The organism is Streptomyces sp. NPDC046881, from assembly GCF_040645015.1.
Taxonomy (GTDB): Bacteria; Actinomycetota; Actinomycetes; order Streptomycetales; family Streptomycetaceae; genus Streptomyces.
Genome location: NZ_JBEYXJ010000033.1, coordinates 43,343 through 59,992 on the forward strand (window position 1 = coordinate 43,343; position 16,650 = coordinate 59,992).

Genomic DNA, 16,650 nt, shown 5'->3' on the forward strand with positions numbered 1-16,650 from the left:
ACGGGCTGAGCAAGGTGGCCCCGAAGGCGTGACTAGGAGCTGAAAGCCGCGGCGTGGGGGGGGCCGCGGGGGGGCCCCCCCGCCCCCCCCCGTCCGTTCCGCGTCAGCCGCAGTACCGGATCAGCCACTCGTCGGGGTTGTAGGTGTCCCGCGCCGGGTCCGGCGCGGTCGCCGGCCTGGTCTCCACCGTGTCCTCGGGACGTATCCGCTCGGGCAGCGAGCCGAAGCGGTCGCGGCGCAGGACCGCGGCGTCGGCCGGGTCCCGGGGCGTGGTGCGGGCTTCCGTACGGTGTGTCATCTCGTCCTCCCGTCCGCGCGGGCGTTCCCCGTTGTCAGTCGAAACGACCGCGTGCCCCCGTTGGTTCCCGGCCGCCCTCCGACCGAATCCCTCGGGACAGCGAAGGAACCGGGCCGCGGTCGTCGACACCGCGGCCCGGTCCGGCAGGACGACCCGGCCCCTCAGGCCCCGCAGGACCGCAGGAAGCGGCGGGTGCGCACCGCGATCGGCAGTGGCTTGTCCGGCTCGCACGGGTACATGTCCTGCTCGACGATCGCGAACAGCTCCACGCCCAGTTTCTGCGCCGCCTCCAGCACCGGCCCCAGCTCCGGGACCCCGGACGGCGGTTCGCACATCACCCCGCGCCGCACCGCCGGCCCGAACGGCACCCCGCCCGCGACGACCTCGGCGAGGATGTCCGGGTCGACCTGCTTGAGGTGCAGGTACCCGATGCGCTCGCCGTAGGTCTCGATCAGCTTGACGCTGTCCCCGCCGCAGTAGGCGTAGTGCCCGGTGTCCAGGCACAGGTCGACCAGTTCGGAGTCGGTCGAGTCCAGGAAGCGCTCGACGTGCTCCTCGGTGTCGATGTGGGTGTCGGCGTGCGGGTGCACCACGATGTCCAGGCCGTAGGTCTCCTTGACCTCGTGGCCGAGCCGCTCCATGCCCTTCGTCAGGTGCGCCCACTGCTCGGCGGTCAGCTCCGGCGGCTCCAGGATCTCGGCGGTCTTGTCGTCCCGCCAGAAGGAGGGGATGACCACCAGGTGCCGGGCGCCCACCGCCTGGGTGAGCGCGGCGACCTGGCTGACGTGCGCCCAGGTCTGCTCCCAGACGGCGGGGCCGCGGTGCAGGCCGGTGAAGACCGTACCCGCCGAGACCTTCAGGTTCCGCCGGGCCACCTCGTCGGTGAGCCGTGCCGGGTCGGTGGGCAGGTAGCCGTAGGGGCCGAGTTCGATCCAGTCGTAGCCGGCCTCGGCGACCTCGTCGAGGAAGCGTTCCCAGGGCACCTGCTGCGGGTCGTCGGGGAACCAGACGCCCCAGGAGTCCGGAGCCGAGCCGATCCGGATGCGGTCGAGCGGAGTGGGGTGCGCCATGATCAGGGGTTTCCTTCCGGGGAGGTGGCCACGGGTGCGCTCAGGTCGCCCTCCTCGGGCAGTTCCTCCACGTCGACGCCGCGCACCTGGGCCAGCTCGTGCTTGAGCGCGGCGAGTTCGGCGCCGCCGGCCATGTGGTTGGTCAGCTCTTCGAGGCCGATCTCGCTGCGTTCGGCGCTCAGTTCGAGGGTGCCGAGGCGCAGCACGCTGAAGTGGTCGCCGACCATGTAGGCGTGGTGGGGGTTGTGGGTGATGAAGATGACGCCGAGGCCGCGGTCGCGGGCGGCGGCGATGTACTTCAGCACCACGCCGGACTGCTTGACGCCGAGGGCGGCCGTCGGCTCGTCCAGGATGAGGACGCGGGCGCCGAAGTAGACGGCGCGGGCGATGGCCACGCACTGGCGCTGGCCGCCGGAGAGGGTGCCGATGGGCTGTTCCAGGTCGTCCAGGACGATGCCCATGTTGCGCAGCTCCCGGTCGGCGGTCTCCTTCATGCGGGGGATGTCGAGCCGGCGCAGCGGCCAGGGTCCCTTGGTCATCTCGGAGCCGAGGAAGAAGTTCCGCCACACCGGCATCAGCGGGACGGTGGCCAGGTCCTGGTAGACGGTGGCGATGCCCCGGTCCAGCGCCTCGCGCGGGGTGGAGAAGCGCACCGGCTGCCCGTCCACGAGGAACTCGCCCTCGGTGTGCTGGTGCAGCCCGGAGATGATCTTGATGAGGGTGGACTTGCCGGCGCCGTTGTCGCCGAGCACGCAGGTGACCTGGCCGGCGTGGACCAACAGGTCGACGCCGTGCAGGGCGCGGATGTTGCCGTAGGACTTGCCCGCGCCGCGCAGTTCGACGAGGAGGCCGTCGGCGGAGGGGGGCGTGTCCTGGACGACGGTGCCGTGGGTGGTCTGGTCGGTCATCGCTTCACCTCCGGGTCGCCGTGCGCTGGACCCACAGATTGATCAGGACGGCGCCGAGCAGCATCACGCCGAGGAAGGCCTTGAACCAGTCGGGGTTCCAGCCGGCGTAGACGATGCCCTGCTGCACCATGCCGAACATGAACGCGCCGAAGACCGGGCCGATCGCGGAGCCGTAGCCGCCGGTGAGCAGGCAGCCGCCGATGACGGCCGCGGCGATGTAGATCAGCTCCTGGCCGACGCCCTCGCCGGACTGCACGGTGTTGAACGAGAACAGGTTGTGCATGCCGACGAACCAGGCGCCGAAGCCGACCAGCATGAACAGGGTGATCTTGGTGAACCTCACCGGGACGCCGACCGCGCGGGCGCTCTCCTTGTTGCCGCCGACGGCGAAGATCCAGTTGCCGTACTTGGTGCGCAGCAGCACCCAGGTGGCGAGGGCCGCGAAGACCAGCCACCAGATGACGGTGATCTTCACCTGGACCCCGGCCACGTCGAAGGTGGAGGCGAAGATCTTCCTGGCCTGGCCGAAGCCGTCCATGTCGCTGATGTCGTCGGTGGCGACGTTGCCGGTGACCAGCTTGGTCACGGCGAGGTTGGCGCCCTGGAGGATCAGGAAGGTGCCGAGGGTGACCAGGAAGCTGGGCAGCCCGGTCTTCACCACCATCCAGCCGTTGAAGGCGCCGATCCCGAGCGACACGATCAGGGCGACGATCACGCCGGTCCACACGTTCACGGTCAGCTGGTAGCTGAGCATGCTCGCGGTGAGCGCCGAGGAGATCACGGCGACGCCGGAGGAGAGGTCGAACTCGCCGCCGATCATCAGCAGGGCCACCGGGAGGGCCATGATGCCGATGGTCGAGGACTGGTACAGGATGTTCGCCATCGAGCTGCCGTCGCGCACCGGCGGCGCCGTGATCAGGAAGAAGACCAGGACGGCGACGGCGCCGAGGAAGACGCCCACCTCGGGCCGGGCCAGCAGCCTGAGGGCCAGCGGGCGCCGGGCGGTGCGGCCGTCTCTCTGCTTCGGGCCGGACGCCGGCGGCCCGCCGACCGCCGGCTCAGCCTGCTGGGTCATGCTCATCACCGGGTGCCCTTCGCGGCGAACTCGGCGACCCTGTCGACGTTGGACTTGTCGACGAAGGCCGGGCCGGTGAGCACCGGCTGCTCACCGCCGCCGCTGTAGTTGCCGTTGTTCTTGTAGAGCCACAGCGAGTCGACCGCCAGGTAGCCCTGGAGGTACGGCTGCTGGTCGACGGCGAACTCGATGGTGCCGTTCTGCACCGCCTTGACCAGTTCCTTGTTGAGGTCGAAGGTGGCCACCTTGGCCTTGCTGCCGGCGTCGCCCAGCGACTGCACCGCGGTCAGCGCGAAGGGGGCGCCGAGGGTGACGACGGTGTCGACGGACTTGTCCTGCTTCAGCTTGGCCGTGATGGTCGACTTGACGGACGGCATGTCGGTGCCGTTCACGTACAGGGTCTCAGTGGTCCCCTGGAACGTCTTCTTCACGCCGTCGCAGCGCTGGGTGAGGCCCACGTTGCCCTGTTCCTGGATCACGCAGACGATCTTCTTGGCGCCGGTGGTGTTCAGCTTCTTGCCGAACGCCTCGCCCGCCACGCTCTCGTCCTGGCCGAAGAACTCCAGCAGGCCGAGCTTCTTCCAGTCGCTCAGTCCGGAGTTGAGGCCGACCACCGGTATGCCGGCCTGCGTCGCCTTGCCGATCACGCCCTTCATCGCGTCGGGCTTGGCCAGGGTGACCGCGATGCCGTCGACCTTCTGGTCGATCGCGTTCTGCACGTAGTTGGCCTGGTTGCCCGCGTTGGGGTCGGCGGAGTAGACGAGCTTGATGTTGTCCTTGGCCGCCGCGGCCTCGGCGCCCTTGCGGACGGTGTCCCAGAAGGTGTCGCCGGGCGCCTGGTGGGTGACCAGCGCGACGGTCATGCGGGGGGTGTCGGCCTTGCCCGCGGAGGCGTTCGCCGCTTCCTCCTCGGCCTTCTTGCCGCCGGAACTGCTGGAACAGCCGGCGAGGGTGAGGGCTGCCGCAGCGGCCATGGCCACGACGGGGGCCAGTCTGCGGGAGCGGGGGCGAGAAGAGCGGTCCATCTTTCCTGCACCTCACTGTGCGTGCGACGGGGCAAGGGACGCGATTGCGTTGGGACGGGATACAAGCCTCTGCCGAGCCCGCTGTCAATACTTTGTTAAGACATCATTTCACAAGCAGGTCCGAATGTAAGTACAAACTAGGGACACCCCCCGGCACGGGACCCGAGGAGCACGAGCCCAGTACACCGCACCCCGCAGCGAACGGCACCGCCGCACCACCGACCAGTCCAGCCAGGTGAGACGGCCCGCTGGTCAGAACCCGAAGCGGAACCACCCACCCCGCCTGGGGCGGAACCACCTCTTTCCCACATCCCCCCTCGACCGCCCCGGCCGCGCGGGCCGCTCGGCCCGTCCGCCGCCAACGGCCCAGGTGACGGTGACGATTACGTTTCGGGCAAGAGACCCCTCGTTGCGACCGGAGCTATTGACGCATGAGCGGACATGGGGCTGTCATTACGCCCACGATGTTCGGTCGAGTTGGTTTCTGAGCGGTTTCGAAGACCTTTCGGTGATCAACTCACCTCCTTGGCCGAACCCTGTATTCCTCAGGAGCCGCCATGCGCCTCTCCCCCTCCGGTCTGTCCCTGCCCGGTCCCAGCCGTCGTTCCCTGCTCCGCGGAGCGGGCGGTGCCGCCCTGCTCGCCGGAGCCGGCATACCCCTGCTGTCCGCCTGCGGGGGCAGCGGCTCCGGCTCGGACCCGAAGACCGTCACCGTCGGCTCCAACCAGTCCGACGCCGTGCCGAAGAAGGCCTACGGTGACATCTACACGGCCTTCACCCAGCAGTCCGGCCTCAAGGTCGATGTGAACACCAAGGACCACAACACCTTCCAGGAGCAGATCAACTCGTATCTGCAGGGCACCCCGGACGACGTGTTCAACTGGTTCGCCGGGTACCGCATGCAGTTCTTCGCGGCGAAGGGCCTGGCCAGCCCCATCGACGACGTGTGGGAGAAGATCGGGGGCAATTTCCCCGAGGCGATGAAGAAGCTCAGCAAGGGCGCGGACGGCAAGTACTACTTCGTGCCGCTGACCACGTATCCCTGGGCGGTCTTCTACCGCAGAAGCGTCTTCCGGCAGCACGGTTACGAAGTCCCCGCCACCTGGGACCAGTTGGTCGCCCTGTGCAAGCAGATGAAGAAGGACGGCCTGGTCCCGATCGCCTTCGGCGACAAGGACGCCTGGCCGGCGATGGGCACCTTCGACCAGATCAACTTCCGCCTCAACGGCTACGACTTCCACGTCCGGCTGATGGCCGGGAAGGCCTCCTGGACCGACGCCAAGGTCAAGGCCGTCTTCGACCACTGGGCCGAGCTGCTCCCCTACCACCAGGACGGCTTCATGGGCCGTACCTGGCAGGACGCCGCGCAGACGCTGGTGGCGAAGAAGGCCGGCATGTACCTCCTGGGCTCCTTCGTGGCACAGCAGTTCACCGACAAGGCCGACCTGGACGACCTCGACTTCTTCCCCTTCCCGGAGATCGACTCAGCGTACGGCCAGGACACCGTCGAGGCGCCCACGGACGGCTTCATGGTCTCCAGGTCGCCGAAGAACCACGCCGGTGTGGTGAAGCTGCTGGAGTTCCTCGGCACCCCGCAGGCCGAGGAGATCTACCTGACGAGCGACCCGAGCGTGGTGGCCGCCTCCGACAAGGCCTCCACCTCGTCGTACTCGGCGCTGCAGAAGAAGGCCTTCGAGATGATCTCCGGCGCCAAGAGCCTCACCCAGTTCATGGACCGCGACTCCCGGCCCGACTTCACCTCCACGGTGATGCAGCCCGGCCTGCAGAAGTTCCTGCAGAACCCCAAGGGCGTGGACAGCCTGCTGGCGTCCGTCGAACGCCAGAAGAAGACGATCTTCGCTTCCTCGTGAGCGGCCCGATGACCACCGACACGACGACGAAGACCCCGGAGCCGGCCGCGGTGCCGGCTCCGCGGACCGCGCCCGGGAAGAAGCGGGTCGTGCGGGGCCACCGGCGCCTGCTGACCCGCCGTGACCGGTTCACACTCGCCCTGATGGCGGGCGTGCCGACCGTCCTGCACGTGATCCTCGTCTGGGTCACCGCCCTCGCCTCGATCCTCCTCGCCTTCACCACCTGGGACGGCATCGGGTTCGACTCCATCACGTGGGTCGGCCTGGACAACTTCCGGCAACTGTTCACCGACAACCCGCAGTTCTGGCCGGCCGTCCAGCACAACGTGATCTGGTTCCTCGTACTGATCCTGATCCCGACGCCGTTCGGCCTGTTCCTCGCCGTACAGCTGGACAAGAAGATCCGCTTCACCCGGGTCTACCAGACCGCGTTCTTCCTGCCGGTCGTCATCTCCATGGCCTGCATCGGGTTCGTCTGGCAGCTGGTCTACAACCCGGACACGGGCCTGATCAACAGCGTCGTCGGCGCCAACAAGCCCGGCCACTACATCGACTGGATCGGCGACCCGCACCTCAACCTGTGGGCCGTCCTGATCGCCGCGTCCTGGCGGCACACCGGCTACATGATGATCCTGTACCTGGCCGGCCTGAAGAGCGTCGACCCGTCGCTCAGGGAGGCCTCCGCACTGGACGGCGCGGGCGAGTGGCAGACGTTCAGGCACGTCGTCTTCCCGACCCTGCGCCCGACCAACACGGTCGTCCTCGTCGTCACCATCATCGAGGCACTGCGCGCCTTCGACCTGGTCTTCGTCTTCAACAAGGGCTCCCAGGGCACCGAGTTGCTGTCGATCCTGGTCACCAACAACATCATCGGCGAGTCCAGCCGCATCGGGTACGGCTCCGCCATCGCCGTCGTCCTGCTGGTGATCTCCCTCGCCGTCATCATCCCCTACCTGATCGCCACCTTCCGGAAGGAGCGGCGCGCATGAGCGGCACCACTCTCCCGCTGAAGCGGCGCGCCCCGGTCCGCCCCGCCCGCGTCCTGCTGCACGTCTTCCTCGCGGGCACCGCGCTGGCCTGGCTCGCCCCGCTGCTGTGGGCGGTCTTCTCGGCGCTGCGCCCCTACGGCGAGACCAGCGCCAAGGGCTATGTGTCCTGGCCGGACAAGCTGAGCCTGGACAACTTCACGAACGCCTTCGAGCAGTCGGACATGACGCACTACTTCGGCACCACGCTGCTCATCGCGGTGCCGGCGGTGCTGCTGACGCTGTTCCTGTCCTCCTGCGTCGCGTTCTACGTCAGCCGGTTCGACTTCCGGGTCAACCTCGCGCTGCTGCTGGTGTTCACGGCCGGCAACCTGCTGCCGCAGCAGGTCGTCATCACCCCGCTGTACCGGCTCTACCTGCTCACGGATCTGCCGGGCATCACCGCGAGCGGCAAGCTGTACGACTCCGCGCTGGGCCTCGTCCTGATCCACGTGGCGTTCCAGTCCGGGTTCTGCGCCTTCGTGCTGAGCAACTACATGCGCTCGCTGCCGCACGAGCTGACCGAGGCCGCGCTGGTCGACGGCGCCTCGGTGTGGCGGCTGTACTGGCAGATCACGCTGCCGCTGTGCAAGCCGGCGATGGCCGCCCTGGCGACCCTGCTGTCCATCTGGATCTACAACGACTTCTTCTGGGCGCTGGTGCTGATCTCCACCGGCGAGAACATGCCGATCACCTCGGCGCTGAACAACCTCTCCGGGCAGTACTTCACCGACCCCAACCTGATCGCCGCCGGCTCCCTGCTGACCGCGATCCCCACCCTCGTCGTGTACTTCGTGCTCCAGCGCCAGTTCGTCAGCGGCCTGACTCTGGGGTCCAACAAGGGCTGAGGCGTACGGCGGTGACTACAACCCCGAGGGCCAGGGGGCGTGGGTGCCGGTCGCGCAGGACGCCACGGAGCTGCGCACCGGCAAGGACACGCCCGGGTCGGTCGCCGTGGCGCCCGCTGACGTGGCGGTGGTGCGGGAGCCGCGCGGTCGGTGAGCCGCGCCGTCGTGCGGGGGGGGGCGGCTCAGTGAGCCGCGTCCAGCCGGGCGCGCTGCTCCACGGTGAGGTCCAGGTCGACGGCGGCGAGGCTCTCGTCGAGCTGGGCCACCGAGGAGGCGCCGACGAGCGGGATCACGGGCAGCTCACCTCCCATCTGCCAGGCGAGCACGACCTGGTTGACGCTCGCCCCGGTCTCCCGCGCCACCTCGCGGAGCACCTCGAGCCGGGCCGGGGTGCCGGGGTGGTCGTAGTCCCGGGGCAGCGGCTTGTCGGCGCGGGTGTAGGCGCCGGTGAGCAGCGGCGAGTAGGCGACCAGGGTCAACTCCGGCTCCGCCCGCAGATAGCTCAGGAGCTGGGCGTCCGCGCCGCCGAGGCTGCCGTCCGGGAACAACTCGCTCGGCACGTCCGTCCGGGGGCGCAGATGGCTGTGCTGGTACTGGAGCACCTCGTACCCCGGCAGTCCCGCCGCCGCCGCGAGGGCGCGGGCCCGCTCCACCCGCCACACGGCGTGGTTGCTGACGCCGAGCAGGCCGACGGTGCCCTCGGCGACGAGCGCGGCGAAGCCCTCGACGGTCTCCGCGAGCGGGACGGCGGGGTCCTCTATGTGCGCGTAGAGCAGGTCCAGCCGGTCCACGCCGAGCAGTTCCCGGCTGCGTTCGGCGGACTCCCGGATGACCTCGGCGGACAGTCCCTCGGCGTTGTCGGTGTAGCCGGTGCCGGGGGCGAGGGGCCGGGCGCCGAGCTTGGTGGCGATGACGATCTCGTCGCCGACGCCCCGGCTGCGCCGCCACTGCCCGAGCAGTCGCTCGCTCTGCCCGCCCTGGCCACCGTCCTCCCAGAAGGCGTAGTTGTCGGAGGTGTCGACGAAGGTCCCGCCGGCCTCGACATAGCGGTCGAGGACGGCGAAGGAGGTCTTCTCGTCGGTGCGCGACCCGAACAGCATCGCGCCGAGCGCGAGCACGCTCACCTCCCGGCGGGTGGCCGGATCGGTGCCGATGGTGCGGTACTTCATGCTGGTCCTCCTCGTGCATGACTGGTAGCACGGGAGTGTTCAGCTTGAAGTGCACGCGAAGTCAAGGAACTTCACCCCGGCTTCCCGGAGGTCTCCTGTGCTGCGAGCGATGCTGACGGCGGGCGCGGTCCTCACCGCCCTCCTGACCCCTGCCGCCACCCGCGCCGACGAGACCGGGCAGGACGTCCCCCGGCTCACCGACCGGCAGGGGCGGGTGCTCACCCTGCGCGGCTGGAACATCGAGGACAAGGTGCACCGGGGCGAGGAGGCCCTGACCGCCGTGACCGAACGCCATCTGCGCGACCTGCGCGCCCGGGGTTTCGACTTCGCCCGGCTGCTGGTCTTCTGGGACGACCTGGAGCCCGAACCGGGGCGGTACAGCCGCGGTTACCTGCGGAAGATCGAACGCATCCTGGACTGGGCCCGGCGCCATGACGTGAAGGTCGTCATCGACGCCCACCAGGACGTCTTCGGACCCGCCTTCGGCCATCGCGGCATGCCCGAGTGGGCGACCCGGACCGACGGGCTGCCGTTCACCGCGCACCCGGACGACTGGTTCGCCGAGTACTTCGAACCCGCCGTGCAGCGCGCCTTCACCCATCTCTACCGGGACGAGGACCTCCGGCGCGCCCAGGCCGCGATGTGGCGCACCCTCGCCGCCCGCTTCGCCCACCACCCGGCGGTGCTCGGCTACGACCTGATCAACGAACCGATGGGCGAGCAGCGCCCCGGGGAGGACCTCGCGACGGCCGCGCGCCGCATCGAACGCGAGCAGCTGACGCCCCTGTACAACCGCCTCGCCGAGGCCGTCCGTTCGGCCGACCGGGACGCCTGGCTGTTCGTGGAACCGACGCCGATCGTGGGCGAGGGAGTGCCGACCGGTCTCGGCCGCGTCCACGATCCCCGGGTCGTGTACGCGCCGCACTTCTACAACGCGGCCATGGAGTCGGGCGCCGACTACGACCCCGGGGCCGGCTGGATGGAGGCGTACGAGCGGGCCGTCACCGCGTACCCGAGGCGGTACCGGGTGCCGGTGGTGGTCGGCGAGTGGGGTCCGCCGGACAGCTCCCTGCCGCGCATGAACCGTTTCTACCGGGACGCGATGGCCTCGCTGGGCCGCTACAGCTCGGGCTGGGCGGGCTATGTGTGGTGCTACGGCGGCGGGTACTGCGCGGTGGACGGCACCGGTGCCTTCCGCGCCAACAAGGAGCTGACCGCCGAGCCGTACGCGGAGGCCGTGGCAGGCACGGTCCGCTTCGCCGGGTACGACCCCGGGGCGGGCGTCTACCGGCTGACCTACCGCGCGGCCCCGCACGGTCCCCGGACGACCACCCTGTCCCTGCCGCCGGGCGCCTGGCGCGTCACGGCCGCCGGCGACGCGCGCGTCGTGCCCGGCCCGGCGGGCCGGGCCCGGATACTGGCCGCCCCCGGAGGAGAGGTGACCGTCACCGCGACCCGCGGCTGACCGGGCCGGCGGAGTGTCGGTGACGACCCGTCTGCCGTTCAGGGTGTGGTCGCGGCGGCTGCCCGATTCCGTGGTCGTCGTCCTCAGGGGCAGACGCCGGACTCGCTGTTGCCCCCTGTCCATCCTGCTCCCGCGCGCGGGCCCGCGCAGCTCGGATCCTCGGGGTGCAGCACGCCCTCGCGGTGACTAGCGTGTGAGTGAGCGAGACCGCGGCGCGCACCCCTCTCGATTGAACACGTGACAACTAACGGGCAAGCATTCAATCGGAGATGACGAAGGACATGGCGCCACCGGGCGCCGGGGCCCTCCGGGTGCGGGTCCGCGAGGTCGAGTTCATCCCCAACGACGAGCCCCGCGAGGGCGCGTTCCTGCACACGTGCACACCTGACGAGATCAAGGAACGGACGGTGTTCACGGACACCGTCCTCCTGCCCGGGCCCTGACCGGCCGCAAGGAGGTACCCGTGAAAAACATCGACACAGGCCGGTTCGGGCCCGTGGCGCCAGCACCGGGTACTCATGTGAAGATCCACAACAACTCATCCTCCAGCTCGCGCCAGCGTGCGCACCGGACGCTGGCGAACGCGAAACCCGAACCGTCGCCGATCTCCCTGGTCTTGATCGCGCTGGTCCTGCTCGCGACGACAGTGATGTTGGGATGGTTCGGCTACGAGGATTTCGTGGGGGCGCTGACGTTCACCGGCCGCCTCACCGGTGCCGTACTCGTCGCGGTGGCCTTCACCACGCTGCTGGGCGCCATCGCGGCCGCGGACCACTGGCTGTCGGACAAGTACGACTACTCCGGCGTGATCGCGCTGATCGGCTCGTTCGCGGCCACGCTGACCAACCTGTTCGTGTGGGCCGAGATCCTGAAGAACGGCGATTACTGGTACTACAAGGTGGTGTTCGGTCTCCTCACGGTGGGTTCGGCCTGGGCCGCCTTCACAGTGTTCCGCACGTTGGACGAGATCCCCGCGCCCAAGCGGGTGGCCGCCACGCTGGTCGTCACGACGGTCATCGCGGTGGCCAACTTCGGCTACCAGAACCTCTACCAGCCGTCCCAGCGGGAAACCCTCCCCGTCATCAGACTGGACGTGGGGAAATCCATGCAGAACCGGGGCGGCAAGTCGTTCTCCGTACCGGTGGACATCCATATCGAGAACCGCGGTGATGCGGCTTTCTATGTTCTGGGCACCGAATTCCACGCCATGGCGGAGCAGGTGCGGATGAGCCGGAAGGACAGGACCATTCAGGACTGGCGGGCTGACGCGGAGAGCTGGAAGGACTTCAGGGCGTACAACCCGGTCTCCCGCAGGGAGATGCACCAGCGGGGCCAGTTGGTATCGGCGCAGCCATGGATGCCCTACGGGCACTGGATCTACGCCAAGGACACGTTCTCAGCCCGAGTGGTCGTACAACTACCCAAGAAAACGAAGTACGACCAGCTGACGTTCTACGCCAGCGTGCACCTCACGCGCAAGGACCTCTCTTCCGTGGACCGCCTCAAGCCCAGCGGGAGCTCCTGGGAGAAGAAGCCCCGGGTGGCAGGGTGGGTAATGGACCAGAAGGACTTCAGCACCCTCGCCTACAAGAGCCGGATCAGGGAGAACAACGCGATCGACGCAAGAACGAGGAAGCCCCGGTACATCACCGTGTACTGGCAGTTCGGTCAGCATGGCGTCAACGTCTTCGAAACGATCAACGCGCCGGGCGCCAAGGACGAGTCCGGGGAAGTGGTGGGAGACCGGTACGGAGTACGCCAGGTGGACACGGGCCCGGTCGCGACGACCCTGTGGGACGTCAAGACTCAGCGCTGACCGGTACGCAGTCCCTCCAGCCACACCACCAGCGCGAGCGAGCCGTTCACACGGTCCCAGGAGTGCGAGTCCCCCAGGCCCAGCCGAGCCTCCCGCACCGCCTGGCAGAGGACGTCGATGTCGAACATCTCCGCCGTGAGCGGATGCCGTGCGGAGCGGCACAGGTCGATGAGTTCGTCGCCGTGGGTCCGCAGGCCGTGGGCGTACGGCTCGTTGAAGGGGATCTTCGCGGTCCGGTCGCGTATCCGGGGCGGCAGGAGATCGGCCATGGCCTCGCGCAGGAGCGCCTTCGGACGGCCCGGACGGAACGCGGCGTCGCCGGGGAGGCGGCGCATCGTGGCGACGACCTCCGGGTCGAGGAACGGATGCGAGAGGAAGAAGCCGTTCTGCTGTGCGCAGCGCAAGGACAGCGGGTCGGGCGCGGCGAGGTAGTTGGCCGCGTCGTACAGCGACTGTTCCGGCGTGCGCCCGAACACGAAGCGGCTCTCCGCGGCGCCGGCCGCCCGGTAGCCGTGCGCCCGCGCGAACCCGCGGCGCAGCCAGGGCGGACGGGTGAAGTGGCCGAGGCCCCCGAGAACCGTGCCGTGGTGGACGAGTCTGGTGACCCGTTCGGCGGCCAGCGGCAGCGCCGGCTGCACGACGTGCGTGCGGACGACGTCCCGTACTCCCCGCCCGCTCGCCGCGGCCCGGACCCGCGCCTGACGTGTCATCTCCCGGAACCGTCCGGACCGGGCCAGCGCGTGCAGGTGGAACGGGTTGGCGTCCACGATCGGATCGGCTCCGCAGCCGGTCAGGAGGGTGTCGCAGCCCAGCTCCGCCGCGGCGGAGTGCAGCCTGTTCCAGAAGGGGGCGCGGAAGGCGTGGGCGTGGGGCTCGTCGGCGTCCCCGGCGTGGTGCAGGAAATCGTCGAAGTCGGCCACGTCGTCGGCGTCGACGATCACCGGGCGGGCGCCGGGTGCCTGCCGGCGGACCGCCTCCACCGCCTCGTCGAGGTACGGCCGCTCGCCGGCCAGCTCTCCCCGGTCGAAGCGCCCGGCGAGCAGCACCAGGTCGCCGGTGCCGCCCGGTTCCGCGGCGAGCAGGCGGGCGGCGAGCAGCGCGACGCTGGTGGAGTCGGTGCCGCCGGAGACATGGCAGGCGACCGTCCGGCCGAGGCGGCGCCCGACCGCGTGCTCCAGTGCCCGGCGCAGGTCCTGCCCGGGGCCGGTTCCGTCCGCCGCCGGTCCCGGCGGGGCGTCGGTGTCCCGGGTGCGTCCCGGCACCCGACGACGCATCCGCCCGGTGGCCGAGAGCTCCACCACCTCGCCGCCCAGCACCCGGCGCACCCCGGCGAACGGGCTCAGCTCCGTGTGCGGTTGTGCCATGTTGCCGGTCAGGTACCGGCAGAAGTAGCGGGGTTCGAGTTCCGTGGCGCTGCCCAGGGCGCGCGCCGAGGTGCTCACCGCGCTCACCCGGCCACCGGACTCCCGGTAGAACAAGGGGATGCGCGCCTGTCGGTCCCGTATCAGCAGGACGCGGTCCTGGTACACGAGGACCGCCGCGAAGTCGCCTGCGGGCAGGGGTGGTTCGGGGCCCGGTCGGGCGAAGGCGTCGAGGAGGGCGCTGGCGCCGGTCAGGCGGTCGCGGACGGAGCCGGCCCAGCCGACGACCGCCGCGGTGCCGGCCGGTGAGGACACCGTCGTCACGAGGCCGCGCCGGACCATGGACTCGGCCGTCCGGAGCCGGGGTGTGTCCCCGTCGAACTCGACTCGGAGCGCTTCCACGGAGACGCCCTCAACCGGCGATCGAGAGAACCGGTGTGAAGGAGTGCCCTCGCGGATCGGCGTCGGGGATGCACAGGCCGGCCGAGGACGTCCAGGCGTGCAGGGCGAACGGGTGCTCGCGCACACCGACATGGAGGACGGCCTTGAGACCGCACCGCCGCAACAGGACGAACGCCGTGACGGCCTCCGTCTTGCAGTCGTCGTTGACGAGCCAGCTGCTCCGGCTGTGTGCCTCGACCGCTCGCTTCAGCCGTGCGACGTCCGCCGGGGAGGGGATGTCCGCCCGCGCGTAGGCCGGGGCGGCCAAGGGCAGGAGCCGCAGGACACGGCCGAAGCCCAGCGTCCGGATCAGCAGGTGCGCGCCGCGCAGCCAGAGGCCGACCTCGGCGTCCGTGTACGCCTTGCGGCGGGCCGTGGCGCAGCCGGCCCGGACGAGTCCGGTGACGAGTTCCGCGCGTTCCGCGGAGTCCTGGCCGGCGAGCTTGCGGACGTCCGCGGCCGTCATGCCGAGGAAGCGCGTCCGCCGCCAGTCGGCGATGAGCGCCCCTGCGGCCAGCCGGGTGACACGGCAGTGCGGGGAGAGGATCCGCTCCATGGCCACCAGGGGGTCGGTGTCCTGTGTCACCGCACCACCTCCCATGCGCCGGTGCACGGTGTCAGGACTGGTATCCGTGACCGTCGTAGCTGCCGCCGCTGAAACCCCGGATCAGCCGGCCGCCGCCGAGGAGAACAAGCCCACGCGGCCTACGCAGCCGCAGAAATCGGATCAACATCGCCTACCTCCAGAGCCGGGTGGCGCCGATCAACTCCAGGCTACTCGGCCCCGAACACCTCGCAACCGAGGTCCTCCGGCGTACCGGCGCCGGTCCCGGACGTCGGGGCACCGCCGCAACCGGCAGCCGTCCTCAGGGCGCATGGCGGGGTGCCGTGGGTGCGGGGCCGGCCGAGAGGGCGCTCGGTGCCGGGGCGGGTCCGGTGGGGGTGTGAACCACCATCGGGTCGCGCCCGCCGGCAGGTCACCGGTGGACTGCGTCCGGCAGACGGGCTGGGCCGGCCCCCGTCGACCGGTATCCACCACACACCGCGGTTGCGGGTCCCGGCACGCAGTACCCCGGCGTGGGGATGGAAGACGAGGTCTCCGACGGACGCGTTGGGCAGACTGGTGGAGAAGTTCCGCGCCGGAGCCCGCTTCGAACGCGGACACCACGCCGAACGCCCGGCAGCCCGCATCGCATGAGGCGCGTATCGGCGGGACGGGAAACGCGATGGACACGGCGATCTCGACGCCCGTACCCTCGACCGGCCCCGACCTTCCCACGTTCGAAGAGGTGCATTTGATGACGGTTCAGGCAGTCGCGGCCCACTCCCGTCGGCCGCTTCACCCAGCCGTTGTGACCTCCCCGGACCGAAGGAATCCCCGTAGTGGATCTGCCACGTAGCTTCACCATCCGCGAGAGCAGCCATCGCCTCTGCAACCCGTTCACCAGCGAGAAACTGGCCATCCTGGGCCAGGCCATCAGCCCGTCGCCGGGCACCCGCGTGCTCGACCTCGCCTGCGGCAAGGGCGAGATGCTGTGCACCTGGGCCCGCGACCACGGCGTGACCGGCACCGGGGTGGACATCAGCACAGTCTTCCTCGACACCGCACGCGAACGGGCCGTGGAGCTGGGCGTCGCCGACCGGGTCGGCTTCGTGCACGCGGACGCCTCGGGCCACGTTGCCGACGATCCGGTGGGCATCGCCGCCTGCGTCGGCGCCACCTGGATCGGCGCAGGCGTGACGGGCACCGTCCAACTCCTGCGGCGCAGTCTCCTTCCCGGCGGCATGATGCTGATCGGCGAACCGTACTGGCGCCGCGAGCCCCAGGACCAGGCCACCGTCGAGGGCTGCCACATGACCCGCCGGGACGACCTGCTCCCGCTGCCGGAACTGCTCGAACAGTTCCGCACCCTGGGCTGTGACGTCGTCGAAATGGTCCTCGCCGACCAGGACAGCTGGGACCGGTACGCCGCAGCGCAGTGGCTCAACATCCGCCGCTGGCTGGATGCCAACCCCGACGACGAGCTCGCCGACGAGATGCGCGCGGAACTCGCTGCGGCACCCGTCCAGCACGCCAGGTACCAGCGCGAGTACCTCGGGTGGGGCGTGTTCGTCCTGATGGACCGCTGACACACCACTCCACATGAGCCCCGGCGCCACCTGCCGGGGCTCACCCGCGCACCGCACCTCGAAATCAGCTGGGACGCGGCCCGTGTCCGTGGGTGGTTCGTCGATGTGGCGACCAATGTGAATCGCGGGGATGGCCCTCACACTGCAT

General features: G+C 69.8%; 15 protein-coding genes. 7 read left to right on the top strand and 8 right to left on the bottom strand.

Annotated features, from left to right (window positions below; genetic code table 11):
• Positions 1-103: 103 nt before the first annotated feature.
• From ABZ923_RS18240 to ABZ923_RS18260, 5 genes are all read right to left on the bottom strand, one after another.
• Positions 104-298, bottom strand: a complete 195-nt coding sequence (locus tag ABZ923_RS18240; protein WP_361472357.1) for a hypothetical protein — start codon at positions 296-298, stop codon at positions 104-106.
• Positions 299-459: 161 nt separating this feature from the next.
• A complete protein-coding gene (locus tag ABZ923_RS18245; protein ID WP_361472360.1) occupies positions 460-1,368 on the bottom strand; it encodes a sugar phosphate isomerase/epimerase in 909 nt (302 codons plus the stop codon).
• Between the two features lie 2 nt (positions 1,369-1,370).
• On the bottom strand, positions 1,371-2,276 hold the full coding sequence (locus tag ABZ923_RS18250; RefSeq protein WP_361472363.1) for an ATP-binding cassette domain-containing protein: 906 nt from the start codon (positions 2,274-2,276) through the stop codon (positions 1,371-1,373).
• Between the two features lie 4 nt (positions 2,277-2,280).
• Entirely contained in the window at positions 2,281-3,357 is a 1,077-nt protein-coding gene (locus ABZ923_RS18255) for an ABC transporter permease (RefSeq protein ID WP_361472366.1), read from the bottom strand.
• Positions 3,357-4,376, bottom strand: a complete 1,020-nt coding sequence (locus ABZ923_RS18260) for a sugar ABC transporter substrate-binding protein (protein WP_361472369.1) — start codon at positions 4,374-4,376, stop codon at positions 3,357-3,359. The genes ABZ923_RS18255 and ABZ923_RS18260 overlap by 1 nt, the downstream gene beginning before the upstream one ends.
• 557 nt (positions 4,377-4,933) lie before the next feature.
• On the opposite strand from ABZ923_RS18260, the gene ABZ923_RS18265 reads away from it, so the two are divergent.
• Genes ABZ923_RS18265 through ABZ923_RS18275 form a run of 3 tightly spaced genes read left to right on the top strand, consistent with a single transcriptional unit; the run spans position 4,934 to position 8,120 of the window.
• Positions 4,934-6,247: an extracellular solute-binding protein gene (locus tag ABZ923_RS18265; RefSeq protein ID WP_361472372.1), complete on the top strand. Its 1,314-nt coding sequence runs from the start codon at positions 4,934-4,936 to the stop codon at positions 6,245-6,247.
• An 8-nt stretch (positions 6,248-6,255) separates the two neighbouring features.
• A complete protein-coding gene (locus ABZ923_RS18270) occupies positions 6,256-7,236 on the top strand; it encodes a sugar ABC transporter permease (protein WP_361472375.1) in 981 nt (326 codons plus the stop codon).
• Positions 7,233-8,120: a carbohydrate ABC transporter permease gene (locus tag ABZ923_RS18275; RefSeq protein ID WP_361472378.1), complete on the top strand. Its 888-nt coding sequence runs from the start codon at positions 7,233-7,235 to the stop codon at positions 8,118-8,120. Before ABZ923_RS18270 ends, ABZ923_RS18275 begins: the two co-directional genes overlap by 4 nt.
• A gap of 182 nt (positions 8,121-8,302) precedes the next feature.
• Here the strand turns inward: ABZ923_RS18275 and ABZ923_RS18280 are convergent, their stop codons facing one another.
• Positions 8,303-9,289: an aldo/keto reductase gene (locus ABZ923_RS18280; protein WP_361472381.1), complete on the bottom strand. Its 987-nt coding sequence runs from the start codon at positions 9,287-9,289 to the stop codon at positions 8,303-8,305.
• A gap of 97 nt (positions 9,290-9,386) precedes the next feature.
• Between ABZ923_RS18280 and ABZ923_RS18285 the strand changes: the two genes are divergently transcribed.
• From ABZ923_RS18285 to ABZ923_RS18295, 3 genes are all read left to right on the top strand, one after another.
• The gene (locus ABZ923_RS18285) at positions 9,387-10,754 is read left to right on the top strand and encodes a cellulase family glycosylhydrolase (RefSeq protein ID WP_361472384.1); all 1,368 of its coding nucleotides are present in this window, start codon (positions 9,387-9,389) and stop codon (positions 10,752-10,754) included.
• A gap of 269 nt (positions 10,755-11,023) precedes the next feature.
• A complete protein-coding gene (locus ABZ923_RS18290) occupies positions 11,024-11,197 on the top strand; it encodes a hypothetical protein (RefSeq protein ID WP_361472387.1) in 174 nt (57 codons plus the stop codon).
• A 20-nt stretch (positions 11,198-11,217) separates the two neighbouring features.
• Positions 11,218-12,570 carry a hypothetical protein gene (locus tag ABZ923_RS18295; RefSeq protein ID WP_361472390.1) on the top strand — a complete coding sequence of 451 codons (1,353 nt, stop codon included), beginning with the start codon at positions 11,218-11,220 and terminating at the stop codon, positions 12,568-12,570.
• Here ABZ923_RS18295 and ABZ923_RS18300 read toward each other — a convergent pair.
• Together ABZ923_RS18300 and ABZ923_RS18305 are read right to left on the bottom strand one after the other, a co-directional pair.
• On the bottom strand, positions 12,561-14,333 hold the full coding sequence (locus ABZ923_RS18300) for an asparagine synthase-related protein (RefSeq protein WP_361472393.1): 1,773 nt from the start codon (positions 14,331-14,333) through the stop codon (positions 12,561-12,563). The two genes, ABZ923_RS18295 and ABZ923_RS18300, sit on opposite strands and share 10 nt — an antisense overlap.
• A gap of 10 nt (positions 14,334-14,343) precedes the next feature.
• On the bottom strand, positions 14,344-14,958 hold the full coding sequence (locus ABZ923_RS18305; protein WP_361472396.1) for a lasso peptide biosynthesis B2 protein: 615 nt from the start codon (positions 14,956-14,958) through the stop codon (positions 14,344-14,346).
• A 797-nt stretch (positions 14,959-15,755) separates the two neighbouring features.
• On the opposite strand from ABZ923_RS18305, the gene ABZ923_RS18310 reads away from it, so the two are divergent.
• Positions 15,756-16,502: a methyltransferase domain-containing protein gene (locus ABZ923_RS18310; protein WP_361472399.1), complete on the top strand. Its 747-nt coding sequence runs from the start codon at positions 15,756-15,758 to the stop codon at positions 16,500-16,502.
• Positions 16,503-16,650: the final 148 nt, after the last annotated feature.